We start from the raw sequence: 26805 nt of genomic DNA, 5'->3' as shown, positions 1-26805 counted from the left end.
TCGACGTCGGCTTTTGCCGGTGCCTCCGTCCCGCCGAAAGGCATGTGAATGCGCGCAGTGACCACCGGTGGCTCTCAGGTCCCGCCGACCGGAACAGGGTTCGACAATTCCTTCCCGCTGTCCTCGGCGCAGCGCGGAATGTGGTTTGCGCAACAACTCGCGCCTGACGTCGCTGTCTGTATCGCCCAATACGTCGATCTGCGCGGACCACTCGACATAGCGGTTCTCCAGGAGGCGTCGGCCCGCGCCGGGCACGAGTTCCAGTCTGCCTACCTGCGCCTGGCCCAGGTCGACGGGGAGCCGGTTCAGACGGTCGACCACGGCATAGATCAGTCGGTGCACTACCTGGATCTTCGCGGAGAAGACGATCCGATGGCGTCGGCGCTGGCGTGGATAGACGAGAACTACGTCAAGCCGGTCGACATGGAGAACGATCCGCTCGTCGACAGCTGGATTCTTCAGGTCGAGGACGAACGCAACCTCTGGTACAGCAAGATCCACCACGTCGCCCTCGACGGCTACGGTGCCATGACACTGGTCCAGCGCACCGCTGCGCTCTACACCGCAGCGGTCGAGAATGTCGAACCCGAGCCGAACAAGGCAGCCGAACTTCGGCGACTGTACGACCTCGATCAGGAGTACCGGACGTCCACTCGTTTCGAGACGGACAAGGAGTACTGGACATCGAGGGCCGCGGGCATCCACGACGGTGCCACGCTGTCCAACACACCCGGTCGTACCATCGCGGCCAGCAAGCTGCGCAGTGTCGCACTGCCCGATGACGTCGTCACCGAACTCGAAGCGTCGGACTCGACGAAGGGCGGGACGGCCGCCGCGGTGTTCATCGCTGCATTCGGCTGTTACCTCTCGCGCATGACCGGGCGAGAAGACGTCCTGGTCAACATCCCCGTGTCCGCGCGCACCACGGCCCTCCTCCGTCGATCCGGCGGAATGTTGGTCAACGTCGCACCCATTCCGATGCGCGTCTCCGAGAAGGCCACCGTCGGTGAACTCGTACAGCAGGTACAGCTCGAGCTGATGGGTGCGTTGCGGCACCAGAGGTTCAGCATCGAAGACATCCGGCGCGAGTTGGCAGCCACGGGAAGCGACAAACAACTCGCCGGCCCGATGGTCAACATGATGCTGTTCCATCAGCAGATTCAGCTCGGCTCGATCGTCGGCGAATTCAACATCGTCACGTCCGGCCCGGTCGAGGACCTCCTCGTCAACGTTTACCAGAGTGGTACTCCTGCAAGAACGTTCGTCGATTTCCGGGCAAACCCCAACCGCTACGACGACAACGACCTGACGACGCATCACTCCAGTTTCGTCGACATGGTCACCGAATTCATCGCCTCCGGCCCGGACGTGCCCGTCCTGCAAGTTCATCCGGACAGCGCCCTCGAAGGTCGCCGCCGCCGACGCGCTGCGGCGCACGTAGCCCACTGGGTCGATCGACTGGCCGATGCACCGGACCTGCTCGCGCTGCCGACCGACCGCCCCCGGCCTTCGCGCATCGGGCATGTTCGTGCATCGCACGAGGTTGCCCTGGGGTCCGCAGCGTGGGATGCCGTGAGCCGGCTCGCCGACGACAGCTCGACCACCCCGTTCGTCGTGCTCGAATCCGCTGTGGCCGTTCTTCTTTCGCGTCTCGCATCCACCGACGACGTCTCGATCGCAGTACCCTCCGGCCGCGGCGAGACGGTTGTTCTGCGCACCCGCCCCGACGGCCGCCAGTCGTTCTCGGACTTCGTCGGCACCACCGCGGCAGAGTTCGTCGATGCGTCCGCCCACGCCGATGCCACCTTCGCCGAGATAGCCCGAGCACTCGGCTCGGCCGAAACCGGCTCGCACAACCCCCTCGCCCAGGTCGCGCTCCGCTTCGGGGAGTCTCCGCTTCCGCGCGACGGAATAGATTTCGATCTCGTCGTCACGGTTCACGAGTCCGAATCTCCGCATGTCGTCATCGATTACGCCACAGAACTGTTCGATGCCGGCAGTGTTGCTCAGATCGGTCGTCGTCTGGTGCGCATCGTCGACGCACTGACGAATGACCCACAGCGTGCCGTCGGTGACGTGGAGTTGCTCTCCGCCGCCGAACGTGCGCGTCTCGCTCCGGTTCGTGGTCCGCGTTCTGTTGCGGGTGTGGTGTTGCCGGAGTTGTTGGCTGGTGCGGTCGGTGTTGCTGGTGTCGGTGGTGTTGCGGTGGTGTCGGGTTCGCGGGTGCTTTCGTATGGGGAGTTGGATGCGGCGTCGTCGCGTGTGGCGCGGGTGTTGATGTCGTGTGGTGTGGGTCCGGGGTCGTTCGTGGCGTTGGCGTTGTCGCGGTCGGTGGAGTCTGTGGTGGCGGTGTGGGCGGTGGCGAAGGCCGGTGGTGCGTTCTTGCCGGTGGATCCGAATTATCCGGTGGATCGGATCGAGCACATGTTGGTCGATTCCGGTGCTGTGGTGGGTGTGACGTTGGGTGCGCATCTGGATGCGGTTGCGGGTGTGGGTGGGGTGTCGTGGGTGGTGCTCGACGATGCCGATGTGGTGGCGGATCTGGCGTTCGCTTCGCCTGCTCCGGTGTTGGATGCCGAGCGTTCGGGTGTGTTGCGTCTCGATGATGCGGCGTATCTGATCTATACCTCGGGGTCCACGGGTGTGCCCAAGGGGGTGGTGGTCACTCATCGTGGTGTGGGGAACTTGGCTGCCGAGGAGCGGGTTCGGTTCGGTGTGGGGCCGTCGTCTCGGGTGTTGGCGTTCGCGTCGCCGAGTTTCGATGCGTCGATTCTCGAGTTCGTGTTGGCGTTCTCGGGTGGGGCGACGATGGTGATTGCGCCGGCGATGGTGTTCGGTGGGGTGGAGTTGGCGTCGTTGCTCGCCGAGGAGCGGGTCACGCATGCGTTCGTGACTCCGGCGGCGTTGGCGTCGGTGGATCCGGTGGGGTTGGATTCGGTGGAGGTCGTGGTCACCGGTGGTGATGTGTGTGCTCCGGAGTTGGTGGCGCGGTGGGCGCCGGGTCGGCGGATGTTCAATGCGTACGGTCCGACGGAGGCGACGATTTTCTCGTCGATTTCGTCGGCGTTGGTGGTGGGGGAGTCGGTCGATATCGGTTCGCCGACGATCGGTTTCGCGGAGGTGGTGTTGGATGCGCGGTTGAATCCGGTGCCCGTGGGTGTGGTGGGTGAGTTGTATCTGGCGGGTCCGGCGTTGGCTCGTGGGTATCACGCGCGGTCGGGGTTGTCGGCGGAGCGGTTCGTGGCCAATCCGTTCGGTGGTGCGGGTTCGCGGATGTATCGCACCGGTGATGTGGTGCGGTGGAATGCCTCGGGTGCGTTGGAGTATGTGGGGCGCAGCGATTTTCAGGTGAAGGTGCGTGGTTTCCGCATCGAGTTGGGTGAGATCGATTCGGTGTTGGCGGCTGTGTCGGGTGTCGATTTCGTGGTCACTGTCGGGCGTGAGTCCGCGGCGGGGTCGACGGTGTTGGTGTCGTATGTGTTGCCGGTGGCCGGTGCGTCGTTCGATGCCGGTGTGCTGCGTGATCATGCGGCGTCGGTGCTGCCTGCGCACATGGTGCCCTCGGCGTTCGTGATGTTGGAGTCGATCCCGTTGACTCCGGCCGGCAAACTCGACCGCAAAGCCCTCCCCGAACCCGAGCTCGGTTCGCAGAGCACCACGGAGTCGCCGGAAACCGAGTACGAGGCGGCTGTGGCTGCCGTGTTCTGCGACGTACTGGAGCTCGATCGTGTCGGCGTCACCGACAGCTTCTTCGATCTCGGCGGAAACTCCCTTGTCGCAACACGTTTGATCGCCCGCGTCAACGCAGCTCTGGGTACGGATCTGCGGGTCCTCGATCTGTTCGAGGCATCGACGGTTCGCACCCTCGCCGACCGTGCGGAGTCGACGGGCGCATCGCTGCACCGTCGCCCGGCACTGGTTCCCGCCGATCGGCCGGAGTCCGTTCCGCTGTCGCTGGCGCAGCAACGTATGTGGTTCATCAATCAGTTCGATGCATCCTCGCCTGCGTACAACATTCCTCTTCTCGTTCGCCTGTCGGGCCGGCTGGACGTCGATGCGATGTCCGCTGCCGTCGGCGACGTGCTGACTCGACACGAGTCGCTGCGCACGGTGTTCCCCACAGTGGGCGACCTGCCGAATCAGGTGATACTTCCGCCCGAGAACGTCACCGGACCGAACCTTCCGCTCCGCGTCGTCGACGTGGCTGCCGATGCCGTCGACGCGCTCGTACGTAGCTCCGCCACAACGGGATTCGACGTCACCGTCGATCTCCCGTTCCGGGCGGTTCTGTACCGCACCGGCCCGGAGAGCTTCGTGCTCTCGATCGTGGTCCATCACATCGCTGCCGACGGTGCCTCGATGGCACCGCTCGCCCGCGACGTCATGGTCGCCTACAGTGCTCGATCCGCGGGTTCGCAGCCGACGTGGGCACCACTGCCGGTGCAGTACGCAGACTTCGCGCTGTGGCAGCACGACGTGCTCGGCGACGAGAACGACCCCACGTCCGTGGCAGCACGCCAGATCGAATTCTGGAAGTCCGCGCTGACCGACCTTCCCGACGTACTACCGATGCCGCTCGACCGACCACGCCCCACCCGTCAGTCGATGCGCGGCAGCGTCACACCGTTCACCATTCCGGCCGATGTCGCAGCTCGCCTGTCTTCGGTTGCTGCCGAACACGAGTCGACTCTGTTCATGGTCGTGCACTCCGCTCTGGCCGTGCTCCTCGCGCGCCTGAGCGGCACCCAGGACATCGCCATCGGCACCCCGATCGCCGGCCGAGGGGACGCAGCACTCGACGATCTCGTCGGAATGTTCGTCGGAACCCTCGTTCTTCGCACGCAGGTCGAGCCACAGGCCAGCTTCGCCGAACTGCTCGCCGGCGCTCGTAGCTCCGACCTCGCGGCCTTCGACAACACCGACATTCCGTTCGAGCGGCTCGTGGACGTACTCGATCCCGCCAGGTCGACCGATCATTCACCCCTGTTCCAGGTGCTCCTCGAATTCCAGAACAACGCCACCGCCGTGCTCGAGCTACCCGAACTCGTCGTCGAATTCGAGGAAATCGGTACCGACACTGCGAAATTCGACCTGCAGCTTCGCGTCGACCAGGAACCGGTCGACGAGTCGGGAGCCCTGTCGGCGTCGTTCACGTACGCAACGGATCTGTTCGATCCCGAGACCATCGACCGTTTCGTCGACCGATTCCTGAGGATCGTCGCGACCATCGGCAGCTCGACGGACATTCGTACCGGCGACATCGACATTCTGTCCCCGGCCGAACGAGAACTCGTACTGTTCGAGTGGAACGACACCGCACGTCTCATCGAGGATCCGGTCCACCGACAGCTCCACACCGGGGCCGTCGACATGACTCTGAGCAGTCTGTTCGACCGTCAGGTGCTGCGTGGTCCGTACTCGACCGCCCTCGTCTTCGAGGACGAGCACATCACCTACCTGGAGCTGGACGAGCGCGCCAATCAACTTGCACGGCATCTCATTTCACTGGGTGTAGGGCCCGAGTCCCACGTCGGGCTCGCGATCCGACGTTCGATCGATCTGCTCGTGGGTATGTACGCGATCGTCAAGGCCGGCGGTGCCTATGTACCGATCGACCCCGATCACCCGGTCGAGCGATCGTCCTACGTGCTGTCGAGCGCTCAGCCGGTGTGCATTCTCACCACGAGCCGCGATTGGATCGACATCGCGGTCGCCACTCCTGTTCTCGCGGTGGATCTTCTCGACGTCTCCGATCGCGACCGCTCCTCGATCACCGACCAGGACCGCCTCGGAAGCCTGCACGGAGCCAACACCGCCTACGTGATCTACACCTCCGGCTCCACCGGCCGACCCAAGGGCGTCGCCGTCACGCACTCGGCCATCGTGAACCGACTGCTGTGGATGCAGGACGAGTACCACCTCGCGCCCGCCGACACGGTGTTGCAGAAGACCCCGGCCACGTTCGACGTATCGGTGTGGGAGTTCTTCTGGCCCCTGCAGGTCGGTGCCAAGCTCGTCGTGGCGGAGCCCGACGGCCATCGCGACCCGGTGTACCTGTCGAAGATCATCGCGGCCGAACACATCACCACCGCGCACTTCGTGCCGTCGATGCTCGCGGTGTTCGCAGCCGGAGCTCGGGCTGCGGACTGTGTGTCACTACGGCTCGTCTTCTGCAGTGGCGAAGCACTTCCGCCCGCCACCGCCGCGCAGTTCGCGCAGTTCTCCCAGGCCGCGCTGCACAACCTCTACGGTCCTACCGAGGCCGCCGTCGACGTCAGCTACTACCACGTCACCGGCCACGACGGCGTGTCCATTCCCATCGGTTCGCCGGTCTGGAACACCCGTCTGTACGTGCTCGACGCGTCGCTTCGACCGGCCCCGATCGGTGCTCCCGGCGAGCTGTACCTGGCCGGAGTTCAGCTCGCTCGCGGCTACGTCGGCCGCGGCGATCTCACCGCCGATCGCTTCGTCGCCGATCCGTTCGGCGAGCCGGGTGAACGTCTCTACCGCACCGGCGACCTGGTTCGTTGGCGCGCCGACGGCGAACTCGAGTACATCGGCCGTACCGACTTCCAGGTGAAGCTGCGTGGTCTGCGTATCGAGCTTCCCGAGATCGAAGCGGTGCTGCTGCGCTCGGAGTCCGTCGCCCAGGCAATCGCTCTGGTGCACAAGGATCCGAACACCGGCGAGACGTTGGTGGCCTACGTGGTCTCCGCATCCGGTCACGCGGTCGACTCGGCAGAGGTGATCGCCGAAGCCGGACGTCGGCTGCCGGGGTACATGGTGCCCTCGCATGTGGTCGTACTCGACTCACTTCCTCTCAATGCCAGCGGCAAGCTCGACCGAAAGGCACTGCCGGCCCCCGAGTTCACCGTTGCTGCGTCCGAATTCGTCGGACCGGAGAATCCGGTCGAAGAGATCGTCGCGGGCGTCTTCGCGGATCTGCTCGGCGTCGCACAGGTCAGCGCGACCTCGAGCTTCTTCGAGATCGGCGGCAACTCGCTGATCGCGATGCGCCTCGTCGCACGCGTCAATGCCGCCCTCGGAACCGACATCGGCATCCGAGATCTGTTCGATTCACCGACTGTTCGATCGCTGTCCGCGGGCATCGACGTCAGCACACAGGACTCCGCACCGACGCCTCGGTTGGTGCCACAGGAACGACCCGCGGTGGTGCCGCTGTCGCTGGCACAGCAGCGGATGTGGTTCATCAATCAGTACGACACCGAGTCGGCTGCCTACAACGTCGCGTTCGCGATGCGCCTGAGCGGCATCCTCGACGTCGACGCGATGCGCTCGGCCATAGCCGACGTGCTCACACGCCACGAGTCTCTTCGAACGATGTTCCCGCTCACCGACGACGGCCCCGTGCAGTCCGTCCTAGACGTGGCATCGGCCGTTCCGGACCTGACTCCGGTTCCCGCAGAGGACGACCGGCAGGTCGCCGAGCTCATCGGCGCCGTCGCCGGTGCCGGCTTCGACGTCGTGGCCGATGTTCCGTTGCGCGTCCGCCTGATCCGTCAGGACGAGAACGAACACGTACTCGTCATGGTGGTCCATCACATCTCCTCCGACGGCTTCTCCAGCGCGCCGCTCGCCCGCGACCTGATGGTGGCGTACAGCGCCCGAGCTGCAGGTCATGCGCCGAGCCAGGAACCGTTGCCGGTGCAGTACGCCGACTACGCGCTGTGGCAGCGCCGATTCCTCGGCGAGGAATCCGATCCCGACTCCCTGATGGCGAAGCAGGTGACGTACTGGGTCGACGCGTTGGCGGGTAGCCCGGAAGTGCTGCCGTTGCCGACCGATCGTCCGCGTCCGGCAGTGGCGTCCTTGCGCGGCGACACCGTCTCGTTCGCGATCGATCCCGCAGTGCATGCTCGGCTCGTCGCCGTTGCTGCGCAGCACAATTCGAGCTCGTTCATGATCGTGCACGCCGCTCTGGCCGTGCTGCTGGCACGGCTGTCCGGTACCGAGGACATTTCGGTCGGCACACCGATCTCCGGTCGAGGCGATGCCGCACTCGACGAGCTCGTCGGCATGTTCGTCAACACGCTCGTCCTCCGCACCCAGGTGCCCGGGTCGACCCCGTTCGAGGATCTGTTGGCCGATGTGCGCACCGTCGACCTGGCGGCCTTCACCCACGCGGACGTGCCGTTCGAGCGGGTCGTCGACGCAGTCGACCCCGCCAGGTCCACCGCTCACGCCCCGTTGTTCCAGGTGATGCTCGAGTTCCAGCACACCGATCGACCGACGGTGACCTTGCCCGGGCTGTCGATCGAGGGCATCGAACTGCCCAACGACATCTCCAACTTCGACCTGCAGCTCACGGTCTCCGAGGAGTTCGACGCTTCCGGGAACCCGGTCGGCATCGAAGCCAGCTTCCGTTACGCCACAGAACTGTTCGATGCCGACACCGTGCGTGTCATGTCCGATCGTCTGGTGCGGATCCTCGACGCTGTGACGGCCACGCCGTCCGTTCGCGTCGGCGACATCGACATCCTCTCGAGCGACGAGTACTCAGCGTTGGCTCCGGTTCGTGGTCCGCGTTCTGTTGCGGGTGTGGTGTTGCCGGAGTTGTTGGCTGGTGCGGTCGGTGTTGCTGGTGTCGGTGGTGTTGCGGTGGTGTCGGGTTCTCGGGTGCTCTCGTATGGGGAGTTGGATGCGGCGTCGTCGCGTGTGGCGCGGGTGTTGATGTCGTGTGGTGTGGGTCCGGGGTCGTTCGTGGCGTTGGCGTTGTCGCGGTCGGTGGAGTCCGTGGTGGCGGTGTGGGCGGTGGCGAAGGCCGGTGGTGCGTTCTTGCCGGTGGATCCGAATTATCCGGTGGATCGGATCGAGCACATGTTGGTCGATTCCGGTGCTGTGGTGGGTGTGACGTTGGGTGCGCATCTGGATGCGGTTGCGGGTGTGGGTGGGGTGTCGTGGGTGGTGCTCGACGATGCCGATGTGGTGGCGGATCTGGCGTTCGCTTCGCCTGCTCCGGTGTTGGATGCCGAGCGTTCGGGTGTGTTGCGTCTCGATGATGCGGCGTATCTGATCTATACCTCGGGGTCCACGGGTGTGCCCAAGGGGGTGGTGGTCACTCATCGTGGTGTGGGGAACTTGGCTGCCGAGGAGCGGGTTCGGTTCGGTGTGGGGCCGTCGTCTCGGGTGTTGGCGTTCGCGTCGCCGAGTTTCGATGCGTCGATTCTCGAGTTCGTGTTGGCGTTCTCGGGTGGGGCGACGATGGTGATTGCGCCGGCGATGGTGTTCGGTGGGGTGGAGTTGGCGTCGTTGCTCGCCGAGGAGCGGGTCACGCATGCGTTCGTGACTCCGGCGGCGTTGGCGTCGGTGGATCCGGTGGGGTTGGATTCGGTGGAGGTCGTGGTCACCGGTGGTGATGTGTGTGCTCCGGAGTTGGTGGCGCGGTGGGCGCCGGGTCGGCGGATGTTCAATGCGTACGGTCCGACGGAGGCGACGATTTTCTCGTCGATTTCGTCGGCGTTGGTGGTGGGGGAGTCGGTCGATATCGGTTCGCCGACGATCGGTTTCGCGGAGGTGGTGTTGGATGCGCGGTTGAATCCGGTGCCCGTGGGTGTGGTGGGTGAGTTGTATCTGGCGGGTCCGGCGTTGGCTCGTGGGTATCACGCGCGGTCGGGGTTGTCGGCGGAGCGGTTCGTGGCCAATCCGTTCGGTGGTGCGGGTTCGCGGATGTATCGCACCGGTGATGTGGTGCGGTGGAATGCCTCGGGTGCGTTGGAGTATGTGGGGCGCAGCGATTTTCAGGTGAAGGTGCGTGGTTTCCGCATCGAGTTGGGTGAGATCGATTCGGTGTTGGCGGCTGTGTCGGGTGTCGATTTCGTGGTCACTGTCGGGCGTGAGTCCGCGGCGGGGTCGACGGTGTTGGTGTCGTATGTGTTGCCGGTGGCCGGTGCGTCGTTCGATGCCGGTGTGCTGCGTGATCATGCGGCGTCGGTGCTGCCTGCGCACATGGTGCCCTCGGCGTTCGTGATGTTGGAGTCGATCCCGTTGACTCCGGCCGGCAAACTCGACCGCAAAGCCCTCCCCGAACCCGACTGGTCCGCTCAGGTCACCTCGGGACGCGACGCCGACAATGCCGTCGAGAAGACGCTCGCCGGTTTGTTCGCCGAGGTGCTCCGCCTCGATCGCGTCGGAGTCGACGACTCCTTCTTCGCGCTCGGCGGAGACAGCATCATGTCGATTCAGCTCGTCTCCCGCGCGAAAGCGGCAGGGCTGGCTCTGTCGCCGCGAGATGTGTTCGAGCACAAGACCGTTGCCGCACTGGCCGAGGTCGTCGCCGCCGGCGACGGGACCGTTCCGCTCGTGCTCGACGAGCTGCCCGGCGGCGGCGTCGGAGACGTCCCGCTCACCCCGATCGTGCACTGGATGCTCGACCGCACGTCGGTACTCGACAAGCACACACAGACTGCCGTGCTGACACTGCCGTCCGATATCGAGCTCGACGTTCTCGAAGCAACCGTTCAGACCGTCCTCGATCACCACGACATGCTCCGTGCAGTTCTGCACCGTGCCGAAGAGCCGTCGATGGAGGTGCTCCCGATCGGTTCCGTGACGGCGCAGTCCGTCGTCCGCCGGGTGGAGTCGAACAGTGTTCGGGGACCGGAGTTCTCGGATCAGGCCAGGTCGGAAGCCGCTGCAGCAGTGGATCGTCTGGCACCCGATGCCGGTGTCATGATTCAGATGGTCTGGTTCGACGCCGGCTCCGAAGGCAGCCGACTGCTCGTCGTCGCGCACCACCTCGTGATCGACGGCGTCTCGTGGCGAATTCTCGTGCCCGACCTCGCGTCGGCGTGGGCTCAGATCATCGGCGGCAGCACACCGGAACTGGCCCCGGTCGGTACCTCGATGCGTCGTTGGGCGCACGGCCTGCGCGAGGTCACCGCAACGCGTTCGGACGAGCTCGCAGTATGGCGCGACGCGCTCGCCGATCCCGATCCGCTCATCGGTTCACGCGCACTCGACCGCGAGATCGACGTCTATCGAACGGTGGACAAGGTCGAGGTCACTCTGTCGACCGATGTCACCGAGGGCCTGTTGACGGCTCTGCCCGAGGCGTTCCACGGCAGCGTCAACGACGGTCTACTGGCCGCTCTGGCTCTGGCGACCGCCGTGTGGCGACGAAACCGCGGTGTCGTCGTGTCCGACGCGCTGATCTCTCTCGAGGGCCACGGCCGAGAGGACCATGTGGTTCCGGGAGCCGATCTCAGCCGCACCATCGGTTGGTTCACCACCATCTACCCACTTCGACTGACCCTCGACGGGATCGACCTCGACGACGCTCTCGCCGGCGGGGACGCGGCAGCAGCACTGGTCAAGTCCGTCAAGGAGCAGTTGCTCGCCGTTGCCGATCACGGCATCGGGTACGGCATGCTCCGCTACCTGGACGAGGAGGCCGGTGCGACACTGCGTGACTTCCCGGCACCCCAGGTCAGTTTCAACTACCTCGGTCGATACAGCACCGACGTTCCGGACGAGCTCCGCGGACACGGGTGGCTGCCGGTCGACGACTCCGGCGTCGGCGATTCCCAGGACGAGGACCTGCCGGTCGCCGCTGCGCTCGACATCAACGCGGTCACCACGGCGACACCGACCGGACCTCGGTTGGAGGCGACCTTCGCATTCCCGACGGGCGTGCTCGACGCCGACGAAGTCACCGAACTCGCCCAGTTGTGGAAGCAGGCTCTCACCGCGCTGACGCAGCTCGCTCAGCGGCCGGGGACCGGCGGGTTCACCCCGTCCGATCTCGATCTGGTGAGCCTCGACCAGAAGTCCATCGACGATCTCGAGCGGGTGTACCCGACTCTCGACGACATCTGGTCGATGACGCCTCTGCAGGCCGGTTTGCTCTTCCATGCCGAACTGTCGGATCAGTCCGTCGATGCCTACATCGTGCAGCTGGTGCTCGACCTCCGCGGGGACGTCGACGAGGCTCGCTTCCGCCGCGCTGCCCAGGCCCTACTGCGGCGCCACGCGAACCTGCGCACGGCGTTCGTCCACAACAACGACGGCGAATCCATCCAGATCGTGCATCACGACGTCGATGTGCCGTGGACCTCGGTCGACCTGTCGTCGCTGAGCGTCGACGATCGCGCAGCCGAGCTCGAGCGAATCGAACACGACGACCGCGCAACGCGATTCAACATGGCACAGGCGCCGTTGCTGCGCTTCATGCTCGTGACGCTGGCCCCGGGCGAGTGGCGTCTGGTGATGACCAACCACCACATCCTGCTCGACGGATGGTCGACGCCGCTGCTCCTCAAGGACCTGCTCACGCTCTACGTCGTGGACGGCGACGACGCCGTTCTTCCGCGCGTACCTGCGTACCGCGACTACCTGTCGTGGTTGTCGCGGCGTGATCACTCGGCAGCTCGTGCGGCATGGACGGAAGCGCTCGCGGGTCTCGCCGAACCCACCCTGCTGACGCCGGTCGAGAGCCGTCGCCAGGAGTCGACCTTGGCCGGCCGCGCGTTGGTTTCCCTGGACACCGAGCAGACCGAACGACTGCGCAGTCTCGCCCGGGCACGCGGCATCACGATGAACTCGATGGTGCAGGCTTCGTGGGCGATGGTGCTGGGCACGTTGACCGGTCGCACGGACGTAGTGTTCGGTGCCACCGTCTCGGGACGTCCGCCGGAGGTCTCGGATATCGAGTCCATGGTCGGTCTGTTCATCAACACGCTGCCGGTGCGCATCGTGCTGGATCCAGCCGAAACACTCGGCCAGTACCTCGATCGGGTGCAGGCCGAACAGGCTTCGCTGCTCGATCACCACTACCTTGGCCTGACCGATATCCAGCGTGCCGTCGGTCCCGCGGTCGCGTTCGACACGCTCACCGTGTTCGAGTCGTATCCGATGGACCGAGCGGGTCTGTCGGCCGAGACCGATCTCGCCGGCATGCGGGTGCACGACGTGCACGACGGCAGCGACACCGCACAGTATCCGCTGACCCTGGTCGCGATGGTCGACGACCGATTGCACATCGAAGCCAAGTACCTGCCCGAGCTGTTCGAGCACAGTGTCGTCGTCGCCACCGTCGATCGAATCGTGCGTGTTCTCGAGGCGATCGCGACCGACACCGACCAACGGGTCGCATCGCTGTCGCTGCTGTCCTCGGAGGAATCGAACAGGCTGGCCCCGGTACGTGGTCCCGCTTCCACGACCGAGCGCCTCCTGCCGGACATCCTCACCGATGCTGCTGCCCGCAACCCCGGTGGTACGGCAGTGTGGAGCGCAGGTCGGACACTGACCTACACCGAATTGGACACTCGGTCGTCTGCGCTGGCGCGTGCGTTGATCGCCCGCGGAGCAGGTCCGGAAACCGTTGTGGCACTTGCTTTGCCGCGCTCCATCGAATCGGTTCTCGCAATCTGGGCCGTGGCCAAGACCGGTGCGGCCTTCCTGCCGATCGATCCGAGTTACCCCCGTGATCGAGTCGAGCACATGCTGGTCGACTCCGGCGCGTCCATCGGCGTCACGTCGACCGAACACGTCGGTGCCGTCGAGGGTCTGGGCTCGGCTGCGTGGTCCGTCCTCGACCGCGACGACACTCGCCGCGATCTCGCGAACCGTTCGACCGCATCGGTTCTCGACTCCGACCGCACTCGACCGGTACACATCGACCAGGTCGCGTACCTGATCTACACCTCCGGCTCCACCGGAGTTCCCAAAGGCGTCACCGTCACTCATCGCGGCCTGGCCAACCTGGCCGAGGAAGAACGGTCTCGTTTCGAGGTGACTCCGAACGCTCGGGTTCTCGCGTTCGCGTCACCGAGCTTCGATGCATCCATTCTCGAGCTGGCCATGGTGATCTCGGGTGCCGCCACGATGGTGATCGCACCCACCTCCGTCTACGGCGGCGTGGAGCTCGGCGAGCTCCTGGCGCAGCAGCACGTCACGCATGCGTTCGTGACTCCCGCGGCCCTCGCCTCGGTGGACCCCGACGGTCTGACCGAACTGAGCGTCGTTGCAACCGGTGGCGACGTGTGTCCGCCCGAGCTCGTCGCACGGTGGGCACCGGGCCGGCGCATGTTCAATGCGTACGGCCCCACGGAGGCCACCATCTTCTCCTCCGTCAGTGACCAGCTGCACGTGGGCTCGCCCATCGATATCGGCGCGCCGACAATCGGTTTCGGCGAAGTAGTGCTGGATTCGCGTCTGCATCCGGTACCGGTCGGTGTCGCAGGAGAGCTCTACCTCGCCGGCCCCGCCCTGGCGCGTGGCTACCATTCGCGATTCGGTCTGACGGCGGAGCGGTTCGTCGCGAACCCGTTCGGCGAGCCCGGCGAGCGTATGTACCGAACCGGTGACGTCGTGCGGTGGACCGAGTCGGGCACCCTCGAGTACGTCGGACGCAGCGACTTCCAGGTCAAGGTGCGCGGTTTCCGTATCGAGCTCGGCGAGATCGACGCGGTGCTGACCGATGATCCGACAGTCGAATTCGCTACGACGATCGGTGTCGACGGACCTGCCGGAAGCACGATCCTGGTCGCCTACGTTCTTCCGCGGCCCGGCCACGAAATCGATGTGACGACGCTGCGCACTCGGGCGTCGAGTTCGCTTCCGACACACATGATTCCGACGGCGTTCGTTGCCCTGGAGTCGATCCCGCTCACGCCCGCGGGCAAGCTCGATCGACAGGCGCTGCCCGCCCCGGATCTGCACCTCGGCAGCGACTCGCGCGCTCCTCGCAACGAGACCGAGCGAATCATCGCCGACATCTTCGGCGAGGTTCTCGGCGTAGGCAGCGTCGGCATCGACTCGAGCTTCTTCGATCTCGGTGGAGACTCGCTGAGCGCCACCCGCCTCACCGCTCGGGTGAATGCAGCCCTCGACACCGCTGTCAGCGTTCGTGCGTTGTTCGAGGCACCCACGGTCGAGTCGTTGGCGGTGCGAGTGCACAGCAACCCGGCCGGTGCCGCGCGCCGTCCGGCGCTCACTGCGAAGCCTCGCCCGAGCTCGATTCCGTTGTCGATGGCTCAGCAGAGAATGTGGTTCATCAACCAGTTCGACGTCGACTCGGCCGCCTACAACATCCCGCTCGCGGTTCGATTGACAGGCCGTCTCGACATCGAGGCAATGAACGCTGCGATCGGTGACGTGCTGGCGCGGCACGAGTCGCTGCGCACCGTGTTCCCCTCGCACGGCGATCGCCCCGAGCAGCACATTCTCGGCACCGACGCGGCGACGACCGATCTGCAGGTCGTCGACGTCGATGCCACCGAGATCGTCACCGCGATCTCGTCCGCTGCCGCCCGCGGATTCGATGTGTCGAAGGACCTGCCCTTCCGGGCCGTTCTGTACCGGACGGCACCCGAGGATTTCGTGCTGTCGATCATCGTGCATCACATTGCCGCCGACGGCGCGTCCATGGCACCGCTGGCTCGAGATGTCATGGTGGCGTACGGGGCTCGCGTGTCGGGGTCAGCCCCGATGTGGGCGCCGCTCGACGTTCAGTACGCCGATTTCGCGATGTGGCAACGCTCGGTCCTCGGCGACGAGTCCGACCCGAGCTCGGTGGCAGCACAGCAGCTGGGGTTCTGGAAGTCCACTCTCGCGGATCTACCCGAGCTGCTGCCGCTTCCGCTCGACCATCCTCGCCCGGCACGGCAATCGATGCGCGGCAACAGTGTTCGGTTCGAGATCGAGCCAGACGTCCACGCCGGCCTGGTGGACCTCGCCCGCGCGAACGACGCGACCGTGTTCATGGCCATGCATGCAGCATGGTCGATCCTCATGGCTCGCCTCAGCGGGACCGAGGACATCGCAGTCGGCACGCCCATCGCCGGGCGTGGCGACGCGGCGCTCGACGATTTGGTCGGCATGTTCGTCGGGACTTTGGTTCTGCGCACCGAGGTAGCGCCCGATCTCTCGTTCACCGAGCTGCTCCGCCGGACCCGTGCCGCGGACCTGGCGGCGTTCGACAACACCGACGTGCCGTTCGAGCGTCTCGTCGACGTCCTCGATCCGGCCCGTTCCACCGATCACTCGCCGTTGTTCCAGGTACTGCTCGAATTCCAGAACAACACCTCGGCGGCACTGGAGCTACCCGAACTCACCGTCGAGGCCGTCGACATCGACGCCCACGTCGCGAAGTTCGACCTCCAGCTGACCGTCGCGGAACGGTTCGACGACTCCGGTGCTCCGGCGGGTATGACCGCTGCGATCACCTATGCGGTCGACCTGTTCGACGAGATCTCCGTGGACGAGTTCTCGACTCGATTCGGTGCCGTCCTCGCCGGCGTGACCACCGATCCCGATCGTGCTGTCGGCGACATCGACATCCTGTTGCCGGGTGAATTCGACGCCATGGCCCGGCAGTGGAACCACGACGGCCACACGGCGACCGATGCGACACTGGCCGACCGCTTCGCCGCTGCCGCTGCGCAGTTCCCCGAAGCACAGGCAGTCGTGTTCGGCGATCGCTCGCTGACCTACGCCGAGCTGGACGACCGCTCGAACCGACTTGCGCGAATCCTCGTGGCTCGGGGTGTGACGTCGGAGTCCCTGGTGGCGGTTGCGATGCCGCGCACCGAGGAGCTGATCATTGCTCTGCTGGCGGTCGTCAAATCCGGCGGCGGCTACCTCCCGATCGACGTCGGCTATCCGGCCGACCGGCTCGCCTTCATGCTCGACGACGCGTCACCGGTCTGTGTGATCTCCACCGTCGCCGACAGTGCATCGGTGCCTGCTTCCGATGTCGAGATGCTGCTGCTCGATGCACCCGAAGCGGTCGCCGAGCTGGCAAGCGTGTCCGGAGCCCCGCTGACCGACGCCGACCGCATCTGCACCACCGATGCCGATTCGATCGCCTACGTCATCTACACCTCGGGTAGTACCGGACGTCCCAAGGGTGTGCAGATCGCGCACCGTAACGTGGCGACGCTGTTCGCGAACACCACGGATCTGTTCCACTTCGACGACCGCGACGTGTGGACCATGTTCCACTCCTACGCGTTCGACTTCTCGGTGTGGGAACTGTGGGGACCACTGCTGCACGGCGGCACTCTCGTGGTCGTCGACTACTACACCGCACGCTCGCCGGAACTGTTCCGTGAGTTGCTGATTCGCGAGAAGGTCACGGTTCTCAACCAGACGCCGACGGCGTTCTACCAGTTCGCCGAAGCCGATCGTGTGGCAACCGCGGCCGGTGGATCCGCCGACGGATCGGACGCACTGTCGCTGCGGTACGTCATCTTCGGTGGAGAAGCACTCGATCTCGGGCAGCTCGGTCGCTGGTACGCACGGCACGAGGAGACCTCGCCGACCCTGGTCAACATGTACGGCATCACCGAGACGACGGTCCACGTGAGCCATCTGGCTCTGACCGAGCAGTTCGCGGCGTCCGCTTCGGCCAGCGTCATCGGCCAGGCGATCCCGGCACTGCGTGTCGCCGTTCTCGACACCCGCCTCAATCCTGTTCCGCCCGGCGTCGTCGGGGAGATGTACGTGTCCGGGGCACAGCTCTCTCGCGGATACCTCGGCCGAGCAGGGCTGTCCGCAACACGTTTCGTTGCCGACCCCTCCGGCGATGCTGGTGCGCGTATGTATCGCACCGGTGACACCGCCAGGTGGAATCGCGATGGGGCTCTCGAATACCTGGGTCGAAGCGACATGCAGGTCCAGTTGCACGGCTTCCGTATCGAACTGGGCGAAATCGAAAGCGCGCTACTGGCATTCGACGGGGTAGCGGCTTCCGTGGTCGCCGTCCGCGACGACGGTTTCGGTGATCGCCTGATCGGCTACGTCGTGGCCGAGGCCGGTCGCGCACTCGACCATGCGGCCGTTCTCGACTTCGTGGGCAACTCGTTGACCTCGTACATGGTGCCCGCAGCGTTGATCGTCCTGGACGAGCTGCCGCTGACCGCCAACGGCAAACTCGATCGCCGTGCACTCCCGGCACCGGACTTCTCGGCAAACGTCACCGAAAGTCGTTTGCCCGCAACCGAAGTCGAATCGATCCTGGCCGGTCTGTTCGCGGACGTTCTCGGGCTCGATACCGTCGGCGTCGACGATTCGTTCTTCGCACTCGGCGGCGACAGCATCATGTCGATCCAGTTGGTCTCGCGCGCCAAGGCCGCCGGGCTGGTGCTGGCTCCCCGCGACATCTTCGAGCGCAAGACCGTGGCCGCTCTCGCGGAGGTCGCTGTTCTCGGCGGCGACGCCGTGGTGCTCGAAGAACTCGACGGTGGGGGAGTCGGCCCGATGCCGCTCACCCCGGTCGTGCGGTGGATGTTGGACCGCAGCACCGAATTCGGCCGTTACACACAAACAGCGCTGCTTCAGCTTCCGGTCGGCATCGAGCGCGAGACGCTCGAACGCACGGTGGCAGCGGTGCTCGATCGTCACGACATGCTGCGTGCGCGCCTCTACCAGGACGCGGACGGGGAGTGGCACGAGGAAGTGTCTCCGGTCGGAACAGTCTCGGCTGCGAGCGTCCTTCACGCGGTCTCGGTCGAATCCGTCGACGGCCCCGAATTCTCCGTCGTTGCCGCGGCCGAGCTCGACGCCGCTGCCGATCGTCTGGTTCCGGCCGACGGCGTCATGGTGCAGATGGTGTGGTTCCAGAGCCCCAATGGCTCGGGTCGACTGCTCGTGGTCGCCCACCACCTCGTGATCGACGGCGTGTCCTGGCGCATTCTGGTTCCCGACCTCGCCACGGCATGGAGTCGGATCGTCGCCGGCCAGGAGCCTGAACTGGCTCCGATCGGTACCTCGATGCGTCGGTGGTCCACCGGACTCACCGAGGTCACGGCCGCCCGAACCGACGAGCTCGGACTGTGGCGTCGGATCCTCGACGGAGCCGACCCGACAATCGGTTCTCGCCCGCTCGACAAGAGAATCGACGTCGACGCCACCGTGCAGCGTGTCCGCACGTCCCTGCCGGTCGAGGTGACCGAGCGCCTGTTGACCACTGTCCCGGACGTGTTCCGCGGCAGCGTCAACGACGGCCTGCTGGCCGGTTTGGCTCTGGCCCTGACGGCGTGGCGTCGCGAACGCGGCGATGCGGTGCGGGACGCTCTCGTGACTCTCGAGGGCCACGGCCGCGAGGACGCGGTGGTGCCCGGTGCCGATCTCGGTCGGACCGTCGGCTGGTTCACCACCATCTTCCCCGTGCGTCTCGATCTCGGGTCGCTCGACGTCGCCGACGCTCTGGCGGGCGGCGCGTCGGCCGGTGCCCTGGTCAAGACCATCAAGGAACAGCTGCTCGAGATCCCCGATCACGGCATCGGCTACGGCATGCTGCGGTACCTCGATTCCGCTACAGCCGAGGCTCTGTCCGGCTTCGCCGCACCACAGGTCAGCTTCAACTACCTCGGCCGGTTCTCCACCGGATCCACCGAAGGCATGGACGACGTGGGTTGGATCCCGGTGGCCGACGCAGAGCTCGGCGACGCGCAGAATCCGGACATGCCGGTGCCTGCGGCGCTGGACATCAACGCTGTCACCACCTCGACCCCCGACGGCCCGCAGCTCGACGCGACGTTCGCCTTCCCCGCGGGCGTTCTCGACGCCGACGAGGTCGGCAGGTTGATCGAACTGTGGACGCAGGCCCTCACCTCGATCACCGAGCACGCCTCGGCCGACGGTGCGGGCGGCTTCACGCCGTCGGATCTCGAGCTGGTCGACATCGATCAGACATCCATCGATGCTCTGGAAGAGCAGTTCCCGAATCTCGACGACGTGTGGTCGTTGTCGCCTCTGCAGGCCGGCTTGCTGTTCCACGCTCGCCTGGCCGGCGAGATCGGCAGTGCCGGTTCGGGTGTCGACGCGTACATGGTTCAGCTGGGCCTCGAGCTCCGGGGAACTGTCGATGCGACGCGGATGCATGCTGCCGTCGACAAACTGGTCTCTCGCCATCCCAACCTGCGAGCAGCGTTCGTACACAACAGCAACGGCGAGTCACTGCAGATCGTGCAGAGTTCGGTCACTGTTCCGTGGTCCGAGATCGATCTCCGGGGGGAGCCCGATGTCGAGGTGGCCCTCGAGGCAGTTCTCGAGGCCGACCGTGCGGTGCGCTTCGAGATGGACCGGGCACCGCTGCTGCGGTTCACGCTGATAACCCTGGCCGACGATCACTGGCGTCTGCTGCTGACCAACCACCACATCCTGTTGGACGGTTGGTCGACGCCGCTGGTCGTCAAGGAACTCATCACGCTCTACGTCACCGAGTCCGACGACTCGATGCTGCCGCGTATTCCTGCCTACCGGGATTACCTGGCGTGGATGCGCCAACGCGACGTGGCGATCTCCACTGCGCAATGGGTCAGTGCAATGGCCGGCGTGGAAGAACCCACGCTGTTGGTCACCGACGATCGTGGCCGGCAATTGTCCACCGTGTCGCGGGAGACCGAGCGGTCGTTGTCGGTCGAGACCACCGCGGCACTGCGTGACTTCGCTGCTCGCCGTGGATCGACCCTCAACACCCTCGTCCAGACCGCATGGGGCGTCGTGCTGGCCACCCTCACCGGACGCGAGGACGTCGTGTTCGGTGCGACGGTGTCGGGTCGTCCGCCGGAGGTTCCGGGTATCGAGGGCATGATCGGGCTGTTCATCAACACCCTGCCCGTCCGGGTCACGCTCGACCGGAGCGAAACGCTGGGTGCACTGGTCGATCGGGTTCAGGCCGAGCAGGCTTCGCTGTTGGACCACCACTACCTCGGCCTGACCGACATCCAACGCGCAGCGGGTGCAGGCGTGGCTTTCGACACCTTGACGGTGTTCGAGTCGTACCCCGTCGACCGGGCCGGCGCTTCTGCGGCAACCGATTTCGCCGGTATGCAGGTCACCGACATTCTCGGAACCGACGCAGCGCACTACCCGCTGACTCTGGTTTCGTCGGTCGACGAACGCCTCAACCTGAAGGCTAAGTACCTGCCGGAACTGTTCGACGTCGATGCTGTACACGCCATCGTCGATCGCGTCGAGCGTGTCCTCGACGCCGTGCTCGAGGACGAACAGCAGCCACTGGGACGGCTGCGACTCCTCGGTGACGCCGAGTTCGCCTCGCTGGCACCGGTGTTCGGACCCGATGGACGCTCGGCCCGGCTGCTGCCGGAGATCTTCTCCGACGCTGCCGCGGTGAACCCGGACGCCATTGCACTGCGCAGCACCGACGGCGAAATGACGTACCGGGAGTTGGACCGTCGGTCCAACCGACTCGCTCGAATTCTGCTGGGCCACGGCGTGCGCACCGAGACCTTCGTGGCACTCGGCATCGCACGATCGATCGAATCGGTGCTGACGGTCTGGGCCGTCGCAAAATCCGGCGCGGCATTCGTTCCGGTGGATCCGAACTACCCGGCCGATCGCATCGAGCACATGTTGGCCGACTCCGGAGCAACGTTCGGCGTCACCACCCGCGCCCATCTCGACGACCTACCGTCGACCGTGCCCTGGATCGTCCTCGACGATCTGGCGACGGACGGCCCGAACGCAGTGAGCGACGAGCCGATCGACGCCACCGAGCGGAACGGACGCATCGCCTTCGAGAGCGCGGCGTACACCATCTACACCTCGGGTTCGACGGGTGTGCCCAAGGGTGTCGTCGTCACGCACTCCGGTCTCGACAATTTCGCAACCGAGCAGCGCGAGCGATACCGAATCACGAAAGATTCACGCACACTGCATGTCTCGTCGCCGAGCTTCGATGCATCCGTGCTCGAGTACCTGCTCGCCTTCGGCGTCGGTGCGACGATGATCATCGTGCCGCCCACCGTCTACGGCGGCGACGAACTCGCGGCACTGTTGGCAGCGGAGTCGGTCACCCACGGCTTCATCACCCCGTCGGCTCTGGCGTCGGTCGACCCGAGCGGGCTCGACACGTTCGCCGACGTCGTCGTCGGCGGCGAGGCCGTGCCGGCCGAGTTGGTCGCGAAGTGGGCACCGGGTCGGAATCTCTACAACGGTTACGGTCCGACCGAGGCCACGATCATGTCCAACATCAGCACGCCGATGACTGCAGGTGACACCGTCTCGATCGGTGGTCCTGTTCGTGGCGTGTACGAGGTGGTGCTCGATTCACGGCTGCAGCCCGTTCCTGTCGGCGTCGCAGGTGAGCTCTATCTCGCGGGTGTCGGACTCGCCCGCGGTTACCACGATCGATTGGGCCTGACGGCGGAGCGATTCGTCGCCGACCCGTTCGGCGTACCCGGTGCGCGGATGTACCGCACCGGAGACGTGGTGCGGTGGTCGCCCGATCTGACGATCGAATACGTCGGTCGAAGTGATTCGCAGGTCAAGGTTCGCGGCTTCCGCATCGAACTCGGCGAGATCGACGCGGCGCTCGCATCGCATCCCTCCGTGGACTTCGCCGCGACCTTCGGCACTCCGGGTCCCTCGGGAGCGACCGTTCTGGTGTCGTACGTACGAACCACCGAGGGCGCGGCGGACGCGTTCGATACCGGTGTCCTGCGTGACCACCTGGCCGGCATGCTGCCGTCGCACATGGTTCCCGCAGCCATCGTCGTGCTCGACGCCATTCCGCTCACGCCGGTCGGAAAACTCGATCGGTCCGCGTTGCCGGTGCCCGAGTTCGGGTCGGCGACGTCGTACCGCGAGCCGAGCACGCCGGCCGAGCTCACCGTGGCCGCCGTGTTCGCCGAGATTCTCGACGTCGATCGGGTCGGTGCCGACGACAGCTTCTTCGAGCTCGGTGGAGACTCGCTCAGCGCCACCCGTGTCATCGCCCGCGTCAACGCCGAACTCGGCACCACGATCGGCGTGCGCACGATCTTCGAGATGCCGACTGTCGCCGGATTGGCGAGCGCGGTCGGCGCAACGTCCACACGGGCGCAGCGTCCGAATCTCGTTGCGACACAACGTCCTGATCACATCCCGCTGTCGCTCGCACAGCAACGCATGTGGTTCATCAACCAGTTCGACACCACCTCGGCGGCGTACAACGTGCCACTGGTCGTCAAGTTGACCGGGCAGCTCGATACTGCGGCCCTCGCCGCGGCAGTCGTCGACGTCCTCGAGCGGCACGAATCGCTGCGGACGACGTTCCCGGACGGACCGGACTTCCCGGTCCAGCTCGTACATCCGGCCGTCGAGGTGGCTCCGGTGGTCGAGCCGGAATCGATCGACGCCGGTGTGCTGACCGACCGGGTGGCGCACCTGGCGGGTCGTGGATTCGACGTGACCACCGAGATTCCGGTGCACGTCGAGCTGTTCCACGTCGTCGGTGCCGATACCGATGCCGATCCCGTCTTCGTGCTGGCGATGGTGGTGCATCACATCGCGGCCGACGGAGCCTCGATGGCACCGCTGGCACGAGACGTGGTGCTCGCGTACTCGGCGCGCACCACGGGAGCAGCGCCGGGCTGGGATCCCTTGCCGGTGCAGTACGCCGACTACACGCTGTGGCAGCGTTCGTTGCTCGGCGACGAGAAGGACGAGTCGAGCGTGGCCGCGGCCCAGCTCGAGTACTGGTCGACAGCGCTCGCAGGTCTACCCGATCTGCTGCCGTTGCCCACGGATCGCCCGCGGCCCACCACGCAGGATTTCCGGGGTGGCCGGGTTCGCTTCACCGTCGACGCCGAGATACATCGGGCACTCGTCGAGATCACCCGCGAGCAGAACGTCAGTATGTTCATGGTGTTGCACGCCGCGTTCGCGGTGGTGCTGGCGCGCCTGAGCGGTACCGACGACATCGCGATCACCACTCCGGTGGCAGGGCGCGGCGACGCGGCACTGGACGATCTCGTCGGCATGTTCGTCAACACCTTGGTGTTGCGCAGCCGGATCGACGACTCCGCCTCGTTCGTGGATCTGCTCACGCAGGTGAAAGCACACGACCTCGACGCCTTCGATCACACCGAGATGCCGTTCGAGCGCATCGTCGAGGTGCTCAATCCCACGCGATCGACGGCGTATGCACCGCTGTCGCAGGTGGCGTTGTCGTTCCAGAACAACGAGAAGGCGTCACTCGAGCTACCGGATCTGCGCGTGGAGGGCTTCGACTTCGACGTTCCCGTGGCCAAGCAGGATCTGCAACTCCTGGTATCCGAGACCTTCGACGACGACGGGCGGCCGACCGGATTCGAGGCAGCGTTCGATTACGCCACCTCGCTGTTCGACGCGTCCACCGTCGATGCGATCGCGGCGCGACTGGTTCGCGTACTCGACGCCGTCGGCAGCGATCGACTCACCGCGGTGGGGGATATCGACATTCTCGGTGCCGACGAGAAGCAGGCTCTGGCACCGGCTCGCGGGTCCGCCGACGTCGCGTTGCGAACGTGGCCGGAAATGCTCGCCGCCTCGGTGGCGCTCGACCCGTACGCGGTCGCCGTCACGTATCGGGGCGTGAGCCTGTCCTACGCCGACCTCGACAGTTGGTCGAACCGAATCGCGCGAATGCTCATCGACTACGGCGTCGGACCGGAAACGTTCGTCGCCTTGGCACTACCTCGGTCCATCGAGTCGGTTCTGTCGGTGTGGGCGGTCGCCAAGACCGGTGCGGCATTCCTGCCGGTCGACCCGAACTACCCGGCCGACCGCATTGCGCACATGCTCGAAGATTCGCGTGCAGCAATGGGATTGACCGACGTCGACAGTCGGCAGTCGCTGCCCGACACCGTGCCGTGGCTCGTCCTGGACGATCCCGAGACGTCATCGGAGCTCTCTCGCTATCCCGTGGCCGCAGTCACCGATGCCGAGCGCACCGCGACGCTGCACCTCGACCACCCGGCGTACCTGATCTACACCTCGGGTTCGACCGGTCGCCCGAAGGGCGTCGCAGTGCGGCACCGGGGCCTGGCCAACCTGCAGGCCGAGGTGATCGATCGATTCCGTCCCACCCGGGATTCGCGGGTGTCTCACATCGCCTCGCCGAGTTTCGACGCCTCGGTGTACGAGCTCACGATGGCGTTCGGCGTCGGTGCCACCGTCGTGATCGTGCCGCCGGGAACGTTCGGTGGCAGCGAACTGGCCGACCTGCTCGAATCGGAACATGTCACGCACGCGTTCCTGACTCCGGCGGCGTTGTCCTCGATCGACGAGACGCGTTTGGGCACGGTCCGCGTCCTCGCCGTCGGCGGCGAGGCCTGCACTCCGGAGCTGGTGGCGAAGTGGGCACCGGGCCGCAAGATGTTCAACGGCTACGGTCCGACCGAGACGACCATTCAAGCGAGTGTCGGCGGTCCGTTGATGCCAGGCGGCACGGTGGACGTCGGCCGGCCGGGTACCGGATTCCGGTTCCTGGTGCTCGACGCACGTCTGCGGCCGGTCCCGGCCGGGGTGTCGGGCGAGCTGTACATCGCAGGCCCCGGTACGGCACGCGGTTACCTGCGACGGTTCGGGCTCACGTCCGAACGCTTCGTCGCAGACCCGTTCGGTACCGCCGGTGAGCGGATGTACCGAACCGGTGACGTCGTGCGCTGGGGGAGTACCGGTGTGCTCGAGTTCGTCGGACGCAGCGACTTCCAGGTCAAGGTCCGCGGATTCCGTATCGAGCTCGGCGAGATCGACTCCGCGCTCACCGATCACGACGAGGTCGGCTTCGCGGCGACCATCGGTCACAATGCGGCGTCGGGAGACACGGTTCTCGTGTCCTACGTCCTGCCGGCCGAGGGTGCATCGGTGGACGTCGAGGCATTGCGCGACAGTGTCGCGACCGTTCTTCCGCGCCATATGGTCCCGTCGACGATCATCGAACTCGCCGACATCCCCCTCACTCCGGTGGGCAAGCTGGATCGACGCGCGCTCCCGGTGCCGGAACTGACGGTGTCGACGACGCCGTATCGGGCACCGAGTACCGATCTCGAAGCAGCCATCGCCGACGCGTTCGCCGAGGTGTTGGGTGTCGAACGAGTCGGTATGGACGACAACTTCTTCGAGCTCGGTGGCACGTCGCTGGTGGCAACCAAGATCGGCCCGGCTATCGAGAACGCGGTCGGAGTTCGCGTCCCGCTGCAGGCGTTGTTCGTCGATCCGACCCCGGCAGGGCTCGCGGCTCGGGTCGCGTCGGACGTCGATTCGTCCGGTGCGCAACTGGATTCGGTGTTCGGAGTGGTCATCCCACTGCGCAGCACAGGCTCCAAGGAACCGCTGTTCTGCGTCCATCCCGGAATTGGGTTGTCGTGGGGCTATGCGGGCCTGGTGTCCCAGATCGGTGACGACCGTCCCGTGTACGGCCTGCAGTTGCCCAGCATCGTGGAAGGCACGCCGTTCGGCTCGATTCGAGACCTCGCGCACCGGTACGCCGACGAGATTCGGGCTGTCCAGCCGGTCGGTCCGTACCACCTGCTCGGGTGGTCGCTCGGTGGTTCGCTCGCCCATGCGATCGCCGTGGAACTACGCAGCACCGGCAGCGAAGTGCAGACTCTCGCGTTGCTGGACAGCTATGTCGACGGCCATGACGAGACGGCCGACGGTGAGCTGAGCGTCGAGAACCTGCTCGCGGGTCTGGGGCTGGATCTGACTGCTCAGGCGTCGTCCGAGCCGTTGACCTACGAACGTGGTGTCGAACTGCTCGACGAATCCCTGGGGCAGACCACCGGTGTCACGGCGGATCATTTGCGCAGAATCAATGCAGGATTCGAGAACTCGACGCGAATCATGGCCGAGTTCATCCCGGACGTGTTCGACGGAAATGTTTTGTTCTTTTCTGCAACGAAAGGCGCGAGTGACGGAATTGTTCGGTCACCACAGGAATGGCGACCGTACGTGTCAGGAGATATCGTCATCCACGGTGTGGACGTTTTCCACAACGAAATGACCAATCCCGATGCTGTCTCGGTGATCGGTCCGGTTGTCGACGCACATCTGGGCAATACATATCCATAACGT

General features: G+C 65.6%; 1 protein-coding gene. It reads left to right on the top strand.

Annotation, left to right across the window (positions count from 1 at the left end; translation table 11 throughout):
- Positions 1-48: 48 nt before the first annotated feature.
- Complete coding sequence (locus VF34_RS16220; RefSeq protein WP_197077478.1) at positions 49-26802, top strand: non-ribosomal peptide synthase/polyketide synthase; 26754 nt, start codon at positions 49-51, stop codon at positions 26800-26802.
- The last annotated feature ends 3 nt before the right edge of the window (positions 26803-26805 follow it).

It is taken from the genome of Rhodococcus sp. PML026 (assembly GCF_000963615.1).
GTDB lineage: Bacteria > Actinomycetota > Actinomycetes > Mycobacteriales > Mycobacteriaceae > Rhodococcoides > Rhodococcoides fascians.
This window is presented reverse-complemented; position numbering and strand designations above follow the sequence as displayed.

What these genes read in the sequence shown, in the direction of transcription:
- VF34_RS16220 (WP_197077478.1), top strand. Translation starts at nt 49, where the DNA reads ATGCGCGCAGTGACCACCGGTGGCTCTCAGGTCCCGCCGACCGGAACA.